The 20,121-nt window shown below is 41.1% G+C and carries 20 protein-coding genes; 10 read left to right on the top strand and 10 right to left on the bottom strand.

Going from position 1 to position 20,121, the window contains the following annotated elements:
• Window positions 1-8 precede the first annotated feature (8 nt).
• Window positions 9-896 (bottom strand): ABC transporter ATP-binding protein, encoded by an 888-nt coding sequence (locus tag U3A58_RS03850; protein WP_323822069.1) that lies wholly within the window; start codon window positions 894-896, stop codon window positions 9-11.
• Window positions 897-1,212: 316 nt separating this feature from the next.
• On the opposite strand from U3A58_RS03850, the gene U3A58_RS03855 reads away from it, so the two are divergent.
• Genes U3A58_RS03855 through U3A58_RS03865 form a run of 3 tightly spaced genes read left to right on the top strand, consistent with a single transcriptional unit; the run spans window position 1,213 to window position 3,413 of the window.
• The gene (locus U3A58_RS03855) at window positions 1,213-2,895 is read left to right on the top strand and encodes a DUF885 family protein (protein WP_323822070.1); all 1,683 of its coding nucleotides are present in this window, start codon (window positions 1,213-1,215) and stop codon (window positions 2,893-2,895) included.
• A gap of 60 nt (window positions 2,896-2,955) precedes the next feature.
• On the top strand, window positions 2,956-3,129 hold the full coding sequence (locus U3A58_RS03860; protein ID WP_323822071.1) for a hypothetical protein: 174 nt from the start codon (window positions 2,956-2,958) through the stop codon (window positions 3,127-3,129).
• Window positions 3,123-3,413: a type II toxin-antitoxin system RelE/ParE family toxin gene (locus U3A58_RS03865; RefSeq protein ID WP_323822072.1), complete on the top strand. Its 291-nt coding sequence runs from the start codon at window positions 3,123-3,125 to the stop codon at window positions 3,411-3,413. Before U3A58_RS03860 ends, U3A58_RS03865 begins: the two co-directional genes overlap by 7 nt.
• Window positions 3,414-3,477: 64 nt before the next feature.
• Here the strand turns inward: U3A58_RS03865 and U3A58_RS03870 are convergent, their stop codons facing one another.
• From U3A58_RS03870 to gltX, 6 genes are all read right to left on the bottom strand, one after another.
• A complete protein-coding gene (locus tag U3A58_RS03870) occupies window positions 3,478-4,218 on the bottom strand; it encodes a Spy/CpxP family protein refolding chaperone (protein WP_323822073.1) in 741 nt (246 codons plus the stop codon).
• 11 nt (window positions 4,219-4,229) lie between these two features.
• A complete protein-coding gene (locus tag U3A58_RS03875) occupies window positions 4,230-4,541 on the bottom strand; it encodes a hypothetical protein (RefSeq protein ID WP_323822074.1) in 312 nt (103 codons plus the stop codon).
• Window positions 4,531-5,025: an RNA polymerase sigma factor gene (locus U3A58_RS03880; RefSeq protein ID WP_323822075.1), complete on the bottom strand. Its 495-nt coding sequence runs from the start codon at window positions 5,023-5,025 to the stop codon at window positions 4,531-4,533. Before U3A58_RS03880 ends, U3A58_RS03875 begins: the two co-directional genes overlap by 11 nt.
• A gap of 123 nt (window positions 5,026-5,148) precedes the next feature.
• On the bottom strand, window positions 5,149-5,814 hold the full coding sequence (locus U3A58_RS03885) for an outer membrane beta-barrel protein (protein ID WP_323822076.1): 666 nt from the start codon (window positions 5,812-5,814) through the stop codon (window positions 5,149-5,151).
• A gap of 137 nt (window positions 5,815-5,951) precedes the next feature.
• Entirely contained in the window at window positions 5,952-6,155 is a 204-nt protein-coding gene (locus tag U3A58_RS03890) for a hypothetical protein (protein WP_323822077.1), read from the bottom strand.
• An 11-nt stretch (window positions 6,156-6,166) separates the two neighbouring features.
• Window positions 6,167-7,705, bottom strand: a complete 1,539-nt coding sequence (gltX, locus tag U3A58_RS03895) for a glutamate--tRNA ligase (RefSeq protein WP_323822078.1) — start codon at window positions 7,703-7,705, stop codon at window positions 6,167-6,169.
• A gap of 385 nt (window positions 7,706-8,090) precedes the next feature.
• Between gltX and mfd the strand changes: the two genes are divergently transcribed.
• The 6 genes from mfd to U3A58_RS03925 all read left to right on the top strand — a co-directional run bounded on the left by mfd (window position 8,091) and on the right by U3A58_RS03925 (window position 15,533).
• Window positions 8,091-11,444 carry a transcription-repair coupling factor gene (mfd, locus tag U3A58_RS03900; RefSeq protein ID WP_323822079.1) on the top strand — a complete coding sequence of 1,118 codons (3,354 nt, stop codon included), beginning with the start codon at window positions 8,091-8,093 and terminating at the stop codon, window positions 11,442-11,444.
• A 177-nt stretch (window positions 11,445-11,621) separates the two neighbouring features.
• On the top strand, window positions 11,622-12,848 hold the full coding sequence (gene gldJ, locus U3A58_RS03905) for a gliding motility lipoprotein GldJ (protein WP_323822080.1): 1,227 nt from the start codon (window positions 11,622-11,624) through the stop codon (window positions 12,846-12,848).
• 129 nt (window positions 12,849-12,977) lie between these two features.
• Window positions 12,978-13,109, top strand: coding sequence for a hypothetical protein (locus tag U3A58_RS03910; RefSeq protein ID WP_323822081.1), 132 nt, complete (start codon window positions 12,978-12,980; stop codon window positions 13,107-13,109).
• Between the two features lie 321 nt (window positions 13,110-13,430).
• On the top strand, window positions 13,431-13,553 hold the full coding sequence (locus U3A58_RS03915; RefSeq protein ID WP_323822082.1) for a hypothetical protein: 123 nt from the start codon (window positions 13,431-13,433) through the stop codon (window positions 13,551-13,553).
• A 218-nt stretch (window positions 13,554-13,771) separates the two neighbouring features.
• Window positions 13,772-14,761: an N-acetylmuramoyl-L-alanine amidase gene (locus U3A58_RS03920; protein WP_323822083.1), complete on the top strand. Its 990-nt coding sequence runs from the start codon at window positions 13,772-13,774 to the stop codon at window positions 14,759-14,761.
• A 211-nt stretch (window positions 14,762-14,972) separates the two neighbouring features.
• The gene (locus tag U3A58_RS03925) at window positions 14,973-15,533 is read left to right on the top strand and encodes a type 1 glutamine amidotransferase domain-containing protein (protein WP_323822084.1); all 561 of its coding nucleotides are present in this window, start codon (window positions 14,973-14,975) and stop codon (window positions 15,531-15,533) included.
• A gap of 96 nt (window positions 15,534-15,629) precedes the next feature.
• On the opposite strand, the gene U3A58_RS03930 is transcribed toward U3A58_RS03925, so the two are convergent.
• On the bottom strand, window positions 15,630-16,412 hold the full coding sequence (locus tag U3A58_RS03930) for an undecaprenyl-diphosphate phosphatase (RefSeq protein WP_323822085.1): 783 nt from the start codon (window positions 16,410-16,412) through the stop codon (window positions 15,630-15,632).
• 177 nt (window positions 16,413-16,589) lie between these two features.
• On the opposite strand from U3A58_RS03930, the gene U3A58_RS03935 reads away from it, so the two are divergent.
• On the top strand, window positions 16,590-16,835 hold the full coding sequence (locus U3A58_RS03935) for a hypothetical protein (RefSeq protein WP_323822086.1): 246 nt from the start codon (window positions 16,590-16,592) through the stop codon (window positions 16,833-16,835).
• Window positions 16,836-16,908: 73 nt separating this feature from the next.
• Here the strand turns inward: U3A58_RS03935 and U3A58_RS03940 are convergent, their stop codons facing one another.
• Together U3A58_RS03940 and U3A58_RS03945 are read right to left on the bottom strand one after the other, a co-directional pair.
• Window positions 16,909-18,132 (bottom strand): alkaline phosphatase family protein, encoded by a 1,224-nt coding sequence (locus U3A58_RS03940; protein ID WP_323822087.1) that lies wholly within the window; start codon window positions 18,130-18,132, stop codon window positions 16,909-16,911.
• A gap of 90 nt (window positions 18,133-18,222) precedes the next feature.
• Window positions 18,223-20,106 (bottom strand): RagB/SusD family nutrient uptake outer membrane protein, encoded by a 1,884-nt coding sequence (locus tag U3A58_RS03945; RefSeq protein WP_323822088.1) that lies wholly within the window; start codon window positions 20,104-20,106, stop codon window positions 18,223-18,225.
• Window positions 20,107-20,121: the final 15 nt, after the last annotated feature.

Below are 20,121 nucleotides of genomic sequence, written 5' to 3' on the forward strand. Positions count from 1 at the left end.
CTGAAACCTTAGATAGTAATAGGATCTACTTTCTTTGAAATAGTACTGAAGTACACATCTTCCAGATCTGCCGGTACTGCCTCAAACCCATTCGCAGGATCAGAGTCACTTTCTATTCGCAAGCTCAGTCGTCCTTCTATCAATTTGGTAGAGATCACGTGGTATTCATTTCTATAGCTGTCTAGCTCATTTTTGTCGATGGCTTTCTTGTAGATTTTCCCGAGCACCCTAGCTATTCCTTCTTTAGGCTTACCCTGCATCAGTAGTTCTCCCTCACAGATGATTGCCATGTTCGAGCAAAGTGTATTTACATCCTCCACTATATGCGTGGATAGAATCACGATGGTATTTTCTCCGATTTCCGACAGCAAATTATAGAACCTGTTCCTTTCTGAGGGATCCAATCCGGCAGTAGGTTCATCCACAATGATCAATGAAGGGCTGCCGACCAAAGCCTGAGCAATACCAAAACGCTGGCGCATGCCTCCAGAAAAAGTTCCGAGTCCTTTTTTTCGGTCTTTGAAGAGATTCACTTTTTGCAAAAGACTTGCTACTAAGTCTTTTCGTTCAGATTTTTTGCCTATACCTTTCATCTGCGCTATGTGATCCAGCATCACTTCCGCATTGATTCTAGGATATAATCCAAAGTCCTGTGGCAAGTATCCAAGCCTTTCTCTCACAGCTTGTTTATCTTCCAGGACATTGATCTCATCGAGCATAATGCTTCCGCTGTCTGCATCTTGGAGCGTAGCGATAGTGCGCATGAGGGTGGATTTACCTGCTCCGTTTGGTCCAAGCAGACCGAACATTCCTTGAGGAATACTCAGTGATACATCATTTAAAGCCTTAACTCCGTTTGGATAGGTCTTCGAAAGATTAGTGATCTTTAATTCCATAATGATTTGGATTTGGTGGAATTGTTCATTCTCAGGCTAAAAAATCACCCTGAACAGAAGGAACAATAGATAAAAATGATTTTATAAATCATCTGTATCAGGCTTTCAAAAATTGCTGTTTGATTCAATTTAGGAATGGCATCAACTTCGGATCAAGGTCAATATAAGTATTTGAGCATAAATTGCTTGTGCGTTTCTGCTAAAAATCAATTTTACCGCTAATCAAAGAATTGCTTAAGGATGTTTTTATGCGGAGGTGATTAGGAAGATTTTAGGGCAAAATATTTAATTTAAGACTTCACTTTTCCTAAGTCTTATGAAGAAAATCTATTTACTCCTGATTTTATGTTTAATCTCTACTTTGGGTTTTTCGACCGAATTGGCCCAAACTATTCAGACCTATCAAGCTGATTATGGCGCATTAAGGAGGTTATACTCCAATTCACTTTCTAACACGTATTTTTCCAGAATTCAAACGTTGAATCAGAACTACCTTACTGATCTAGGCAAGGTGAATTACGGCTCACTTTCTGCGGATGGGAAAATTGACTATGTACTTTTTCGGAATTATCTGGAAAAAGAACTTGCAGAATTGGCGATAGAAAAGGCATCCTTTGACGAAGTTTCAGGGGTTTTAGCTTTTACCCAGCCTTTGGAAGAATTTTATACAGGAAGACGTAGAGCGAAGAAGCCTGAACCTCAAAAACTCGCAGCTACCTGGAATCAGGCTGCCAAGGAAGTAGATACCCAATTGAAAAACCTTGCCTCAATTCCAAAGTATACTAGTTGGCAGAAAGCGGATCTTGCCGCTAGCGCAGTAGAAGCTGTGAATAGAGCTACTGGAGAAGCGTATAGTTATTACTTTGAATATGATCCCATGTTTACTTGGTGGATGCCCGAACCTTGGAAAAAGCTTGACGAGCGTATGAAAGTGTACGCTAAAGCATTGCGTGAACACTATACAAATTCGGTTAAAGACGATGGAAGTGGAATCATAGGAAGACCGATTGGCAGAGATGCGCTGGAAAAACAATTGGCTTTTGAGATGATCGCTTATAGTCCAGAAGAACTGATCGCTGAGGCGGAAAAGCAATTTGCTTGGTGTGAGAAAGAAATGTTGAAAGCCTCGAACGAACTGGGTTTTGGGGATGACTGGAAAGCGGCTCTGGAAATGGTTAAGGAAGCTTATTTTCCTGCGGGAGAATGGCCAGCGGAAGTGATCCGATTGGCAGAAGAAGCAACTGAATACGTAGAATCTAACGACCTGATTACGGTGCCGCCATTGGCAAAAGAGACCTGGAGAACAGTGATGATTTCTGCAGAGCGCCAACGGGTAAGTCCATTTTTTCTGGGAGGAGAGTCCATACAGATTTCTTATCCTACATCTGAGATGAGCCATGAGGATAAAATGATGAGTATGCGCGGTAATAATCCTCATTTCTCCAGAGCTACTGTGCAGCATGAGTTAATTCCTGGTCATCATTTGCAGCAATTTATGAATCAGCGGAATATGACTCACCGACGTATGTTTGGAACTCCGTTTTGGACAGAAGGCTGGGCCTTATATTGGGAGTTTATCCTGTGGGACAAAGATTTCCCTAGAGACGCCAAGGATAAAGTGGGTATGCTGTTCTGGAGAATGCACCGCTGCGCACGAATCATTTTCTCCCTGAATTATCACTTGGGAAAAATGACTCCTCAAGAGTGTATTGATCTATTAGTGGATAAAGTAGGCCATGAGCGCGCAAATGCTGAGGCAGAGGTGCGAAGATCATTCGAAGGTGGATATGGACCACTTTATCAAATCGCCTACATGATCGGTGCCTTGGAGTTCTACTCTTTAAGAGACGAAGTGGTGAATTCCGGTAAGATGACAGAGAAGGAATATCATGATCTTATAATGAGTCAAAATGCTATGCCTGTGGAAATACTGAGAGCAAAAGTTACAGGTCAGACACTGAAAAAAGACCACAAAGCAAGTTGGAGGTTTTTGGAATAAAGAACTTTATAACATGCTGAGAGTTTAATATCTTTAGTATTAAGTCTAAATTATACGATCATGAAGAAGTATAAAGCCATTGAAGTACTCAACGATTTGCCCGGAGAATTTGATGTTGAGCAATTAATAGAGCGCCTTTTGTTAATTGAGAAAGTGGAGGAAGGGCTAAACCAAATTAAGGAAGGTAAGGTAATTCCCCATGAATCAGTTAAGGATATAACTCAAAAATGGTAAAGCTGATTTGGACTGAACTTGCTTTGGAGGACCTAAAAGAAATCCATGAGTATATAGCAAGAGATTCTAAAATTTATGCGAAAAGACAAGTTGCAAAAATTATAAAAAAGGCTGAAAAGATATATCAGCAGCCATTATCTGGAAGGGTTGTTCCTGAATTTTCTAATGAAAGAATTCGAGAAATATTTGAAGGGAATTATAGAATAATTTGTAAAATTGACTACGAAGCAATTATCATAATGAGAATAGATCATTCTGCTAGATTACTGAAAGCGATAAAATAAAAACCAAAAAAGGAGCCTGAATTTTTCAGACTCCTTTTTCCAATTTAGAAAACCATTAACAGTATTAATTTTTAGGATTTTCTTTAAGCTTGATAATGATGACTCCGTTTTTTCCTTTATCACCAAAAAGATCTACAGCAGATTTGTCTTTCAACACTTCGATGCTCTCAATATCTTCCGGATTAATAGCGCTTATATCCTTCAGTTGTTTCATGCCGTCTTTTTTGCTTGTATAATAAAGTGGAGAATTTTCCGAATTGCTAGTTCCAGCTACCCGGATTGCTACTTTTGGGCTAGAAGAAGTGCCTATCGTAGCAACTCCAGGTTTGCCGACTCTGTAATTTTTTAAATAGAAAGGTTCAGTTTTAAATGAGGATGAACCATAGCCAGTTATACTTACCCCATTTACTGTTTGAACTCTGGGAGTCTGCAAGATCTCCTGTTGTTCAAAACTCAGTTCATTTTTGATGGAAACTATGGTGCTTAGTTGTTGCTTTTTCAATGAGTTTTCCAGGGCTAGCACTTTGTCCATTTGTTTTTGTACTGCTACCTCATCAATTCTGGATCCGTCTAGAAGTTCCTTTAGCTTTGCGGTAGCATCATCCAGATCCCACTTCATAGTGCTGAATTTTCCAGCGTTTTCGCTATGGATTCTTTTGATCTTGGTTGCTTGGGCATCGGTAAGTTCTAGTTCCTTTCGCAGTTCCATTACTCTGTCTGCAGAATAAAGATTTTTCTGAAAGAGATCTTGCGCATTTGCAAAGCTTATTAACAGGGTCAGGCATAGAAAGAGTAGAAGTTTCATTTTTAGTTAGTTTAATATTCTGTCAATAAAGAAGCAGTAGGTGATTCCCAAGTGTCCAGAAATGTACTCTCTTCAATAGTGAAATGTTGATTTTGATTCTCGTCTTCCTGTAGCGTAATGATCACCACTTCAGGGGATACACTTTCTACTGGTGTGGGTTCTTGGATAAATAGAAAGGCAAAGATCATAGACGCAGCTATTCCAGCAGGAATCCAAAATCCAAATTTCCGTGTTTTGACTTCTGGAAAAGCCGGGATTTCTATGTTTTCATCCTGCTTTTTCATCTGATCAAAAAACCGTTCTAGTTGTTCGTTATTTTCCATATTCTTCCTGGATTTGAACTTTCGTGATTAATTCTTTGAGTTTCCTTTTGCCACGATCGTAATGAGTTCTCGCAGTTCCCAGACCGATTTGTAGGATTTCGGCACTTTGAGCGATGGTCATCTGATGATAAAATACCATCAAAATTACTTCCCGCTGCATCTCTGGTAAGTGCTTGATTATGGCTTCATAATCTGTTGTGTCCACTTCTTCGTGAATCTCTACTGGATCGTATGTATCGGAAAGAGAAACGATTTTTCCAGCCTTTCTTAGCTCATCTATCGCCGTATATCTGATGATGGAAAATAGCCAGGTTTTTGTCTTTGATGCATCTTTGAGCTTTGCCTGTCCTTCTAATATCTTCAAATAGGTCTGCTGCAGCACATCCTTTGCCATATCATCCTTAAAAGAGCAACATTGCCTGGCCCAGAGGTATGCATCCCTGTGGTGGGCTTTTAAGATATGATCTAGCTGGCTGCGATTCATTTACATAGATTAGTCGGGAGATGAATCCAATATATGACAGGATTGATTGAAATAGTTAAAGTTTTTAAAAGTGAAAAATTACGAGTATAAATCTTTCAATCCCCTTCCGCGGACAAGCTCTTTCTATCTTTCAATTTTAGAATCCCTAATCCTGAAAAGGTATGCCAGGGTAAATTCCAAATTAGTCGAACTCATATCAAAAATTCGTTCTTGCCCCTCAGGATTAGTGAAATCATAGGCAAATCGCACCTCTCCAGCCAAGGTGCTTTTACCAAAAAGTTTGGAAATTCCTGCTCCGGCAGTGAGACCATACATGATTTTTCGGGGATTATCCTCAGCACCTCCGTAGCTGGGGATTTCTGCAGGAGTAGTATCAGAAAATTCCCGCCTGATGTCCTTGGCCTGAAGCATGTAGCCGAGATGTGGCCCTGCTTTGATCTGAAATCTTCCTGATTTTCCTATGAAAAAGCTGGATAGAATCGGGATTTTCAGGTAGTCAAATTGAGTTTCATTGGTTCGGATAGGGTCGGATTCATCCTTGATTTGAGAAAATCCTATGCTAAGAAATTGCAGGTTGACTTCGATTCCGGCATTTTTGGAATTAAAGTGTTCAAATACCAATGCAAAAGTCGGTGCTTCGATCCCATCTACGGAAATACCCCGGTTACTTGGGGAAGGGCGATAAGAATAGGTAGAAGTTGAATAGCCACCACGGATTCCGACACTGGTCTGAGCCAATGCCACGAAAGATGCTAAAATGAAAACGCCTGTCAGCAATACTCTATTCATGTTCAAAAGTAACCAATTATCGATTTTGGTAAGATTTAATTAATGATGTTTAAGAACTCTAAAAAAAATGAATGTGCAGTTGCATGTAAAAAAAGCTCCACTTGGGAGCTCTTAAAATGGGTTTGGCAAAAATGAATTTAGGATTTCTTTTCCTTTTCATCAGATTTCAAATCGTCTCTGTCCTTTAGTTTTTTGTCCTCTACATTCTTATTGAGGAAATCATTGATTTTATCAATAGAGAAGGAAGAGGAGATCTCACCAAAAGAATTAATATTCATTTTGAAGCCATCCAAGTCTTGATGAACCTTCGGGTCTCCGTTTTTCTTTTTCTTCTTAGTCATAGCTTGTGTTTTTAGCTTATTTCTTCTAGAGTAGCTAACGCAAATCTAATTCGTTTGGCCACTTCTTCAGTTCCTAAAATAGCAAAAATCTCCATCAAATCCGGCCCTGCACCAACTCCCGTTACAGCAAGTCGTACCGCTTGCATTACTTTCCCCAATTTAATTTCTTTGGCTTCAGCGGTTTCTCCCAGCATAGCTTTTGCCTTTTCTGCGTCGTATTCTCCCGTATATCCTTCCAACGTCTCAGCATAAGCAGTCAGTACGTTGACCGCATCTGCATTCCAGCGTTTGCCCGCAATTGCTTCATCAAATTCAATAGGCGCGACTACGACGAATCTACTTCCTTGCCATATTTCAGCTGGAAAAGTTACTCGTTCTTTATTCAAAGCGACCATCGCTTCCGCTGTATCTTGGAGAATAGTAATTCCTTCTGCAGAGGCCTCGGCAATCACATAGGGAGCCAAATCTGCATTAGATTTGGCTCTTAGGTATTGTTCGTTGTACCATTTTGCTTTGGCAATGTCAAACTTGGTTCCTGACTTGCCGATTCTTTCTACCGAAAATGCTTCAATCAATTCTTCCAACGAAAAGATTTCACGCTCATCTCCAGGATTCCAACCCAGGAATGCCAAGAAATTCAAAAATGCATCGGAGAAATAACCTTGCTCACGGAAACCTGCTGCTTTCTCGCCAGTTTCCTTGTTTTCCCAATTCAACGGAAATACCGGGAATCCCAATTTATCACCGTCACGCTTGGAAAGTTTGCCATTACCATCGGGCTTCAGAAGCAAAGGCAAATGCGCAAACTCAGGCATGGTGTCTTCCCAGCCAAAGAACTTGTATAGCAATACGTGCAAGGGAGCGGATGGAAGCCACTCTTCTCCACGGATCACATGAGTGATATTCATCAGATGATCATCTACAATATTTGCCAGATGATAGGTAGGCATGCCGTCAGATTTCATCAGCACTTTATCATCCAAGGTGGAGGAGTGAACCATCACCCAGCCCCGGATCATATCATTGAGACGTACTTCTTCTTTTCTGGGGATTTTTACCCGGATTACATAGGGCTCACCTGAGGCTAATTTTGCTTTCACTTCAGCTTCGGGGAGCGTCAGTGAGTTTTTCATCTGCGTTCTGGTGATGCTGTTGTATTGCGGTTGTACCACCCGGGCGGCTGTCAAGCGCTCACGCATGGCTTCCAGTTCTTCGGAAGTATCAAAAGCATAGTAAGCGTGTCCGGTTTCTACTAAGTCAAGGGCATACTGCATGTAGCTTGGCTTTCGCTCAGACTGTCTGTAGGGGGCAGAGTCACCTGGATTCCATGGACTTTCGTCAGGAGAAATACCAAGCCATTCCAGAGATTCCTTAATATATTCCTCTGCACCCGGTACAAAACGTGCCTGATCTGTGTCTTCGATTCTCAAAAGGAATTTCCCACCCATTTTGCGGGCAAAAAGATAATTGTAAAGCGCTGTACGTACACCGCCGATATGTAAAGGCCCTGTGGGTGATGGGGCAAATCTTACGCGAACTTCTCTACTCATGGATTTCTATGTCAATACCCCCTTAATATAGGTGAGGGCTTGTTTTTATTTTATGATAGGGGGGCAAAGATAGGGAATTGTAGTGGAAGCGAAGAGATTTGGCTAGCTTACTCAGTTAAAAAGGTAAAAGGGAAATCCTAAAATCTTTAATCCTTTCCTTTTACTAGTATTTTACCTTCAACCCATGTTTTTTCTTTCTTTAGCCAGCGATAAAATCTGATTGGATCTTTTACAGAAAGCGATTTCTATGAGCTTTAGTTTTTTAATTCTGAACCCTTGTCATCTGTTGGTGTTTAATACCTGGGAAATGCAGCTAGAAATCAATCGTTAGAATTCATAAAGGACTAACTTTGCCCCACCAACCTACTATTAAAACCACAAGCTTTTGGATCGTCAGGACTTTCTTTCCATTTACAAATCAGACCCTATTTTTCAGACTATCGCACATGAGATTTCAAGTGGCGATAAGCTCACACACCAGATTAAGGGTTTATCTGGCAGTTTGGATATGGTGCTATTTGCTGCTCTTTTCGAGAGCAAGGGAGGCATTCACCTTATTGTAGCGCAGGACAAGGAAGAGGCTGCTTATCTCAATTCTGATCTTCAGAATTTGATGAATACTGAAGCGCACATGATTTTTCCGTCCAGTTTTAAGCGTGCCTATCAGTACGAGGAAATTGACAATGCCAATGTCCTGATGCGTTCGGAGATTCTCAATTTGGTTTTGGAAGAGAAGGGGAAATCACGCATTATCATCACTTACCCAGAGGCGATCTACGAGCGTGTCATCAATAAGCGCTCACTGCAGGAAAATACGTTTTCAGCCAAAGTCGGTGAGCAAGTTGACATGGAATTTGTGACTGAAATCCTAGCAAGCTACGATTTTGAACGGACGGATTTTGTCTATGAGCCTGGGCAATTTGCTATTCGAGGTGGGATATTGGATGTGTTTTCATTTTCCAATGAGCATCCGTACAGATTGGAGCTTTTTGGAAAAGAGATAGAAAGCATCCGGACCTTTGACCCGGAGACTCAGCTCTCCATAGCCGGCGTAGATCAGATCGCATTGATTCCAAACGTCCAAACCAAGCTACTTCAGGAAGTGAGGCAATCATTCTTGGGATTTTTGCCGGAGCAGACGATTGTTTGGATCAAGGATTATCAGCTGACGGTGGATGTGATGGACGAGTGCTTTCACAAAGCTTCTTTGGCCTTTGATCAAATCGTCAAAAAAACAAACAATACAAAAATTGTCCTCGGTCCAGAGGACTTGTTCGATAAAGGAGCTGACTTTGCTTTGCTTTCTGCCAATTTCTCCAGAGTTGAATTTGGTAAGCAATTTTACCTGAAAAATGCCAAACAATCCACTTGGGAATCTCAGCCACAAGCTTCGTTCAATAAGAACTTTGACTTATTGGTGGCCCAACTTTCTGACAATGAAAAGAAGGGATATGTAAACGTTTTGACAGCGGAAAATGCCAAGCAAATAGACCGTCTTCTCGGGATTTTCAGAGAACTGGATCCGACTTTGCAAGTACAAAGCATGCTGCTTGGTTTACGGGAAGGTTTTGAAGACAGACAGTCAAAAATCGCTTGCTTCACTGATCATCAGCTTTTTGAGCGATTTCATCGCTATAAAACCCGAACCAAGGCCAGCAAATCCAAAGCACTTACCATTAAGGAACTGAAAGCGCTGCATCCAGGTGATTACATCGTTCACGTGGATTACGGCGTAGGACGATTTGCTGGATTGGAAAAAGTGGACGTGTCCGGTAAAATGCAGGAGGCTGTGCGACTGGTATTTAGAGATGATGATTTACTCTATGTGAACATCCACTCCTTACACAAAATATCCAAGTTTTCTGGGCAAGAAGGTAGCGTTCCCTCCATGTCCAAACTAGGTTCCCCTGACTGGGAGAACAAAAAATCCAGAGCCAAAAAGCAAGTAAAGGACATTGCCAAGGACTTAATAGCCCTTTATGCCAAGCGGAGATCTGCTTCAGGATTTGCCTTCAACTCAGACTCTGTATTACAAATTGAGCTAGAATCCTCCTTCATCTATGAGGATACGCCCGATCAAGCTATCGCTACCCAAGACGTCAAAACTGATATGGAAAAGTCTTATCCTATGGATCGCTTGGTCTGTGGGGATGTAGGATTTGGAAAGACTGAAGTAGCCATCCGTGCAGCTTTCAAAGCTGTAAATGATAGAAAGCAGGTTGCCATACTTGTTCCTACGACAATTCTAGCTATGCAGCATTTCCATACATTCAGTGAGCGATTGGAAAATTTCCCTGTAAAAGTTGAATACATTAATCGTTTTCGCACCGCAAAAGAGATCAAGGAAATAATAGCTCAGGTGAAAACCGGAGAGATTGACATCCTCATAGGTACCCATAGGATTGTCAATAAGGATATTGTCTTCAGAGATTTGGGGCTTTTGGTGATTGATGAGGAGCAGAAGTTTGGGGTGAAAGTGAAGGATCAGCTGAAAAACCTTCGTCTGAATGTAGATGTGCTGACTTTAACTGCCACGCCGATTCCGAGGACATTACACTTTTCCCTGATGGGAGCCAGAGATTTGTCTGTGATCGCCACTCCTCCGCCCAATCGGCAGCCGGTCACCACAGAAGTTCAAACTTTCCAAGAAGAGGTGATTCGGGATGCCATTTCCTATGAATTGAGAAGAGGTGGGCAGGTTTTCTTCGTACACAACCGTGTAGGAGAGATTGATTCTATTGCCAACTTGATAATGAAACTAGTGCCTGATGCCAGAGTAATAGGTGCTCATGGTCAGATGGATGGGAAAAAGCTGGAAAAAGTCATGGTGGGATTTATCCATCACGAATACGATGTATTAGTATCTACCAACATCATAGAATCTGGGTTAGATATCCCCAATGCCAATACGATAATCATCAACCGCGCACACATGTTTGGTATGAGTGATTTGCACCAGATGCGGGGGCGAGTGGGTCGAAGTAATAAAAAGGCATTTTGCTACCTGCTCACACAGCCGATGTCTGGACTGACGGCAGAAGCGCGGAAGCGCATGCAGACACTGGAAGAATTCTCGGACTTGGGAGACGGCTTCAAAGTGGCCATGAAGGACTTGGATATCCGAGGAGCTGGAAATCTTCTAGGAGCGGAGCAAAGTGGATTCATTACTGATTTAGGCTTTGAGATGTATCACAAAATCTTGGATGAAGCTGTTCAGGAATTGAAGGAAAATGAATTTGCGGCATTATTTGAAACCGACTTGGCTGAGAAAGTTAAAGTACTGGTTCAGGATTGCACCATAGAAACTGATCTGGAGCTTTTGATTCCAGAAGAGTACGTAGGGAATATCAGCGAGCGATTAGGCCTGTATTCTAAACTTGATGCGATCAAGAATGAGGATGAGTTGGCTAAATTTTCTGGCATGCTATTGGACAGATTTGGCCCATTGCCCGATTCTGTGGAGGATTTGATGGAAACGGTACGATTGAGGTGGAAAGCTGAACAACTTGGTATTGAGAAACTTGTATTGAAAGGCAACCTGATGAAATGTCATCTGCTACCTTCTACCCGGGACGATTATTATTCTTCAGCTATTTTCCAAAAAATTATGCGATTTGCACAGATGAATAGTAAACTTTGCAAAATAAAGGAGTACAAGAATCGTTTGATTCTTACCTTATCGAATGTTTCTACTATTTCCAAGGCACAGAATAAGCTAAAAGAGATGAATGAAGCTTGATTTTGAAAAAAATTTAATGGCATAAAAATTGCAGATTTGCCTACCGATTTTGTTGATTTTCTGGGATTTTGGCTGTTTTTGTCAAATGGATTCTAAGGACCTCATCTTTAATCATTGGAAGTGCTTGACATTGCAATTATATTAGCACACTGAAAAAGACCTAAAACAATTAGAAATATGCGTCTAAGTAACAAATCTTGGGGAATGTGGATAGCAGCTTTGGCGATAGTCGGAAGCTCTATCTTAACCTCATGTAATAAGACTCCTGGCTACGGCAGAAGAACTGCCGATAAGCCTGGTAAAAAAAGTGCTACCACTGGGGCAGAATTCAGTTTTGAAGAAAATGATTCTACCCAATTTTTTGTAGCTAGGAATGCCGAGCAAATCCCAGGTCCAAATTTGAAATTTATCCAAGGAGGTAGAGCCGTACTAGGTTCTCAAGAAGAGGATGTGATGGCGTTCCGGGATAATCAGGAACGTACTGTTACGCTTTCCAACTTCTATCTGGATGAAACAGAAGTCACCAATAATGATTATCGAGAGTACCTCTTCGATATGGGGAAAAAAGTAAGTGCAGATTCACTGCTGAAACTTGAGCCTAAAGATAATGTGTGGGCAGGTGGAGAGATGAGTTTCAATGACATGTATCAGTCATATTATTTCAGATTTCCAGGTTTTAACTTTTACCCAGTAGCGGGTGTGTCTTGGACTCAGGCTAATGCTTATTCAAAGTGGCGAACCGAATACGTTCAGGAGATAATTAGAAAAGAAAGAGAAATTGACTCCACTTTCACTAAAAGTCAACTCATCGAAAGAGGAGTAGCATTGGCGGACTATAGGCTGCCTACAGAAGCTGAATGGGAATACGCTGCCAAAGCAATGATCGGAACCCAATACCTAGACGAAAATCAAGAGTATGGACGAATCTATCCATGGGATGGAAGAGGAGTTAGAAATCCATATAATGTGAAAAGAAAAGGTAAGCAAGGTGACTTCCTTGCCAACTTCAAAAGAGGTAGAGGAGATTATGGCGGGATAGCCGGTGGTCAAAGAAATGATGGAGATATCATCCCTACCAACGTGTATGATATGGCACCAAATGATTTTGGATTGTACCACATGGCTGGAAACATGAACGAATGGGTTCAGGATATTTACCGTCCACTATCTTACCAAGACTTTGATGACCTTAACCCAGTAAGAAATACTGGAGTAGGTGATGAAGAAGATACCTACATGACTTCAATGCTGACAGATGAGCTCAGAGTGTATAAGGGAGGTTCATGGAGAGATGTAGCCTATTGGCTAGCTCCAGGCACAAGGAGATTTATGCACCAGGATTCTGCTACAAACCATATTGGTTTCAGATGTGCGATGATCTCTATCGGAGAAAAAGGTAAATAAGAAATACACAAACTAAAGGAAGCCCCAGCAAATTGATTTGTTGGGGCTTTTTTCTGTCTTATACTTTTTAAAGACAGTGGTTCAAATGGTTTGCAAAAGTCAGCCAGCTCTAGTTAATTTAAAAGAAAGATGAAATCGAGCATGACACAAGCTTCACAGAGTGAGATGATTATTATTCAAGCGAGATTCTCCCGATCCGACGCGGCGGACGGGACAGGCTATCCCGTTTCCTTCGTCACGGGACAGGTTATGCCCAATTAAAAACAATTATAAGCACATGAAATACCCATGATCCCGTACCTACGGGAACACACAGGGGGATGATTATATCCCAGCATACACCGCAACAGCAGATATGCTTGTTCTTAGGGCGCGTAAGGCTGTCGCAGCAGCGAGCCAGGCGGCTGGACTGCGGGGTGAAGCTTTGCTGGCGTCTTGACTTTTTGGTTCTTTTGCGTCAAGTCAAAAGAACAAAAGAAATTGAACATGACGCAAGCGATACTTAAGAGAACGATTATTAAATCCTTCATGTGTTTTTCGAATTCCGCAGTCGTTTAACTAAGAATTCTAAATTAAAAACACATGAAATCGAGCATGATTAGAAAGTCACACATTGGGATGATTATAATGCAAGTGAGAATCCATCCCGTTTCCTTCGTCACGGGACAGGTTATGGCCTTTAAAAGACTAATTATAATCATATGAAAAAGGGCTCAAAAACAAATTCCTCGGCACAGTTTGGTTGTGGGCCTTAGGGTTAGTTTGTAAACTGCTGCTCCTCAGGCTACCTTCGTGTAGGCAGTGCACAAAATAAAACTTGCATTCCCATTTGTGAAGTCCAGATTCATGGATTTTATTTGTTTTGAAGAGCAGATAAAAACAACTTGAAGTATTAAATTTTTAACTTTTAATCTATAATAATCATGGAAAGCAAAAATGGTTTTTTAAAAATGAGCATAGGTGAATTTGTCCCGTGGATTCAGTCTCAACGAATCGCCCGTACCATCCTCACGGTACAGCAGCATCATACCTGGAGTCCAAACTACACGCATTTCAATGGGCGAAATCATTTCGAAAGGCAATTAGCCATGAAAAATCATCATGTAAGAAATAATGGTTGGAGTGATATAGGGCAGCATTTCACCAGCTTTCCAGATGGTACGATTGTGACAGGAAGATCCTTGGAATCGACGCCTGCATGTATTTTTGGAGCTAATCGCGATTCCATTTGTATAGAGCATCTTGGCAATTTTGATAAAGATGGAGATACCATGAGCAATGAGCACCGACTCGCCATCATCCAAATGACAGCTGCGCTTTGCGATAAATTCAGACTTCCAGTAAATACATTCAGCATCATTTATCATCATTGGTTTGAGCTGAGTACCGGGAAGCGAAACAATGGTACTGGAGGAAATAAATCCTGTCCAGGCACTAATTTCTTTGGCGGAAATAAAATAGAAGATTGCATGACCAATTTTCTGCCGCTGGTGGGACAAGCTCTTCAAAGCACCCCAATTCTTCCTCAGCCTCCCGTAATAGATAAATATGTAGCTGTCACAGCTAATTCCCTTACTATTCGAATTGAGCCACGTGGATCTGCTTCAAATGCCTCTGACAGAGAAGCGGCACAGTTGGGCGCAATATTGAGAATCTACGAGGAATCAAATGGCTGGCTCAAAATCTCAACTAGTCAATCACATTGGGTATATGGAAGATTTACCACGGATGTACGAAGAGCTACAGTAAATGCCAACGTACTGCGAGTGAGAAGTGGGCCAGGTACTGAATATGCCATTGTGGATAACTTAATGAAGTCTGAAGAGGTCTTCATCTCCGAAGAAAAAAATGGCTGGTGCAAAATGAGTTTAGAAGAAAAATGGTTGAGTAAAACGTATTTGGACTTCAACTAATCAATAGAAGATTAACTCTGCCTTATCCCGATTATAAGCGTTGAATTCTCATATTGTGGAAATAGTGTAAATGCAAAAAGGTCTGAATCCTGTTTTATTTCCAGTATAACAGGATTCTTTTTTTGGAACAGTGTTGGTTCTTTTAGTATTGCTTCCAGACCGAAGCTATTTTCTCCTATAGAAAGTAATTGCCAACTTAACCACTAGTATCATGAGTTTATTAAAAGATGTAAGAGTAGCTATTCTTGCCACGAATGGATTTGAAGAATCAGAGCTTGTAGAACCGAAACGTGTCCTTGAAAAAGAAGGGGCTGAAGTATTTATTATATCCCCACAGAATGATCAGATTAAAGGCTGGAAGAATGGGAATTGGAGTGAACAGATCAAAGTAGATGCACGGGTAGATCAAGTCAGCGCAAGTAACTTTGATGCATTAGTACTTCCCGGTGGTGTGATCAATCCAGATCTGTTGAGACGAGATCTTGCTTCGGTTGCTTTTGTCAGGAGTTTTTTTGATGACCACAAGCCAGTGGCAGCCATCTGTCATGGACTGCAAATGCTAATAGAAGCTGAAGTCACCAATGGACGTACATTAACTTCCTTTGCATCTATCAGAAAGGATCTAGAAAATGCGGGTGCACATTGGGTGGATGAAGAGGTCGTGGTGGACAGTGGTCTGGTCACGTCCCGAAGCCCAAAAGACTTGCCAGCTTTCAATAAAAAAATGGTCGAAGAATTCCGAGAAGGAAAACACGCAGGACAAACTGCTTGACAAACAAAAGCCCGACTCTATAATAGGATCGGGCTTTATTTTGGTTGTAATCTTGAAATGATTGGGATTTTATCCCGAAGGGGAATAATGAAAAGATTATCCCAAATCCGACCCCCACATAAAAATCAAGAACAATATTCCAATGACAATTCTATAGTAACCAAAGGCTGTAAATCCATTTTTGGATACGAATTTCAAGAATAGTTTCACGGCGAACCAAGCCGTGATAAAAGCGACCACAGTTCCTATTCCCAATAGGGATAATTGATTGTTGGTAAATATCAAGTCGGTTTTCAACAAGTCATAGCCAGATGCGGCCATCATAGTAGGCACTGCTAATAAGAAGGAGAATTCCGTAGCCTGCTTTTTGTCCAAGCCATTGAACACTCCACCGATGATCGTGGCCGCTGCTCTGGAAGTACCCGGCACCATGGAAAGACACTGGAATAAGCCTATGAAAAATGCATTTTTATAAGAGATGTCCTCCACTTCAGCCACCTTGGTTTCGGTATTCACCACTTTTTTGTCAATAAATATCAAAATAATACCACCTACGATCAGGGAAACCGAAACGACAATAGGGTTGAATAAATAGGCTTTTATATAATCATAGGCCAGCAAACCTATAATCGCCGTAGGTATAAATGCCGCCAGCAATTTTAGATAAATATTTATTCCCTGAAAAAATCGCTTGATATACATCAGTGCAATCGCCAGAATTGCTCCCAGCTGAATGAAAATTTCAAAGGTTTTGACAAATTCCTCTTCATGAATATTCATGGCTGCAGATGCCAAAATCATGTGTCCTGTAGATGAAACAGGCAAAAATTCGGTTAATCCCTCGATGATGGCAATGATTATGGTTTGGGTAATCGTCATGCAGAAAAGCGGAAAGTCAAAAGATATTTTAAGTGCGCAAAGTTAATAAACCCGGTTAGACTAGGAGGAAATAATTTATGAATCGACGCTCTTTCGAATTCTTAACACATGAATTGTGAACACTGGATTTCGTAAAGCGTAGAAATATCACGTCATTAATAGTTTAACTCCTCCACTATGAAAAAATTCTCTTTTACTCTGATATTTTCTCTACTCGCATTTCTAGCTTTCTCCCAGGAGATAAAGGAAACTCCCTTCAAATCCGAGATTACAGTAGAAGCTTTGGCCCTTTCCGGAGGAAAATTAGATCCACAAACAGGAAAAGTGACCTGGACCATCATGCTGCAGCCGGGTGCTCAGCAAGAGCTCAAACTTCAATATGAAGTGAAATATCCAAAGAGAGAAAAGGTGATTTTAGATTAGAATTAAAAAGGGGTTAAACCAGCATAAAACGCTCGTTTAACCCCTTTTCAGTAAGCACTAATTTCTAAAAAAACTACTTAACTATCCAGTAATTCAAATATCCTGATGGAGTTTCAAGTACTACTTTGAAGACCTCAGATTGAGTCCCATTAAGTGAGAATTTCTTCTGCTTATCATCCAGATTGACTTCGCCAACTAACCAATAATTATCCAACCCGCCAGTTTTGAACTCATTGGTGGTCGATACCCAAACTCTGCCTTTTTCACCTTTGGAAAGTGATTCCCAGTTCATCGAGATTTCTCCATTTTTCAGTTCAGCTTTTAGTGCAGTAGCATCTACTGATCCTATGAAAGGAGTACCGTCTAGCTCCATAGCAATCTTCTTAGGAATAGAAAGTTTCATATGATTGGCTATAGAAGGGAGAATATCCACCATTTGCGGTGTTCCCTCAAAATGTGAATTGGTATACTTAGAATTCGTAACTATCCAAGTAGCGCGCTCTCTTGGGCTATGGCCTCCATGACCAAAGCCGTCGTCAGTTCTGCCGTGATCTGTAGTGATCACGATCAACCAATCTTCTCCGAAGGTTTTTTCTCTGTATTGAATAGCGTCCCAAACACGTCCGATTTGCACATCTGCTTTTTGCACACCGTCGATCATTTGCGGGCTATTGCCGAAGCCATGTCCCATGTCATCGGAGAATTCCAAATACATCCAAGACATATCAGGACCTTCTTTTTGAATATAACTTGCAGCTTCTTTTGATACAGCTTCATCAATTTTATAGATGTATGTCCTTTCATCTCCATGAGGGAAATTCATGGTGTCTAACTCCATCCCATCAAAATAGTAATCAAAAGTAAAGTCACCTGTGGCAGGTAAATTTGCCCCTACCAGCTTGGTTCTGTTGTCTAACCAGGTAGAAAAAATCGCCGTTTTCTTAGTCGGATCAGCTTCTTTCAACATCCTAAAAATCGTCCAGTAATTGTAATTCGGATTCTTAATGCTGTTGCCCCAGACGTTATGCTTGTTTGCCCATACGCCAGTCAATAGTGAATTATAGCCTACTGCTGAGATAGTCGGAGTCTCAGAATATCCGCCGATTTCTCCTCCCATACTTGCTTCTGTATATCCGCCAATGGCGCTGATCTTATCAATATTGGGAGTGGCTACTGTATCCATTACATCTGCTGGAATTCCATCCAGTATTACAAATAATACCTTCTTAGCATTTTCCTGAGCGTATCCATGAGACACAAGCAAGGCCATGGCAGCGGCTATTAGTATTCTTTTCATACTTATTCTAATTAGTAATCTGTAGTTTATGGTATAAGAAAGTGGCCTGACCTTTAGAGCCAAGCCACCTTACTATTTCAAAATTCTAGTTTAATTCCAGCCGAAAATCTGCTCCAGATTAGGATTCAATGTTACCTGCTGAATTGGAATTGGACGGTAGTAATATTTTGGAGATTCAAAAGTTCTAGCTTTTGTTTCAGTTACCATCATTCCACCGTTTTCTCCATTCTCCAAGAATACATCTACATTCTCATCGATAGTTCCTGCTTTGTAGTACACCAAAGTGACTCCAAGGCTGTTTTTCTCTTTTTCATCTCCAACTGGGATACTGGCATCTTTGCTGACCAGGATCACATCCTCTATACCATCACCAGTCAAGTCATATTTGCCAAGACCTGCAAAGTACATTCCTTGAGGGATTTTCTCAAAGAGTTTGCCTGCTTGCCACCTCATGATGTCATCGTACCGATAGCCTTCTACTGCAAGCTCAACTCTTCTCTCTCTTCTGATTTCCAAATGAACGCCAAGATTTGAACCGCCTAGGTTAGGATATTTCGCTACAAGAAATGGATCTGGAGACATATTAGCATCTGCCATACTCAATCCAGGCATTCCTGCTCTTTCTCTTAGCACATTCACAGTCATGTCAAGGTCTACCTGCGTTAGCTCATTCAATTCAACTTTTGCCTCTGCATAGTTCAACAGAACTTCCGCATAACGATAAACTGCAAAGTCTGCACTTGCGCTTTCAATATTATCAGTCGTGTTTTGATAGCCTTTCAATTGGTGATATCCAGTAAAGTTCTTATTCAACGATTGGATATAAGGTATATCATTTGGTTGTCTTACCCATCCTGGATAAGCTATGGTCTGCATCAATCTCGGATCTCTGTCTTGAAACTCTTCAACAAAACCTAGCCTTTGATACTCATCGATACTGGTAAAGCTTGATCCATCTTTCATCAGATAAGTCATCACCAGATCTCTAGAAGGCGACTGTTCATAATCTCCAAAAACAGTATAATTCATATCACCGCTTCTGTCTTTATTAGCATCATATGGATTGACCAAAATCACTTCAGAGTTCCCCATTAAATCCTGGCTTGTGAAAAGCTTAGAATAATCACTTGCTGGGTTGCCTGTAGAATAAATAGAAAACATACCAGAGCTCATAATATCTCCAGCCATATCTCTTGCCTTTTGTAAGTAATCAGCGGATGAGCCCTCTAAGCCTAATTCAGAATGGTATTTTCTATAGGTTCCTTCATATAATGCCAAGCGAGCATAAAAGGCTTTAACTGCCGATAGACTAGGCGTTCCTGATGGCACAGATTCTCTTACATGACTCACAGCAAACTCCAAGTCTTCCATCACCTTTGTCATGACCATTTCTCTGGAATCACGCCCTTTATACAACTGCTCTTTGTCACTTGGATCAAGAGTTTTTTCATACCAAGGCACATCAGAATATCTCTTTACCATCCCGAAATAGAACATGGCTCTGTAATATCTAGCCAGCCCTACATAATGTGCTATAGCTTCATCAGAAGCCACAGCTCTCTCATAATTGTCTAAGAAGTAATTGATATTTCTCAACGTTCCCCAGTTCCAACCACCAGTAAGTGTTTGCGAACTTGGAGAACCAGTCATTACATTTTTGATTTCAATAGCTCCAGTTGTCGCCATATTATCGCTGCTTTGATCAGCTTGGTAGCTACCTGGTCCAGCCATGGTGAGCAGACCATTCACATAGAGTTCAAGATCTTCTTCAGACTTGAAAAACTCTTCAGGCGCCACAGAGGTCTGCGGATACCTATCCAGAAAATCATCGTTGCAGGAAGATAAAGCCAACACTGCACTTAGTAGGACGATATATTTTTTCATGTGTTTATCATTGATTTTTTTGGTCACATGGGATCTCGCATAATTGATAATCACATCTCTATGTGATGCTTTCGTCATGCTCGATTTCATGATCTTATTCATTTC

Source organism: Algoriphagus persicinus, assembly GCF_035156415.1.
GTDB lineage: Bacteria > Bacteroidota > Bacteroidia > Cytophagales > Cyclobacteriaceae > Algoriphagus > Algoriphagus persicinus.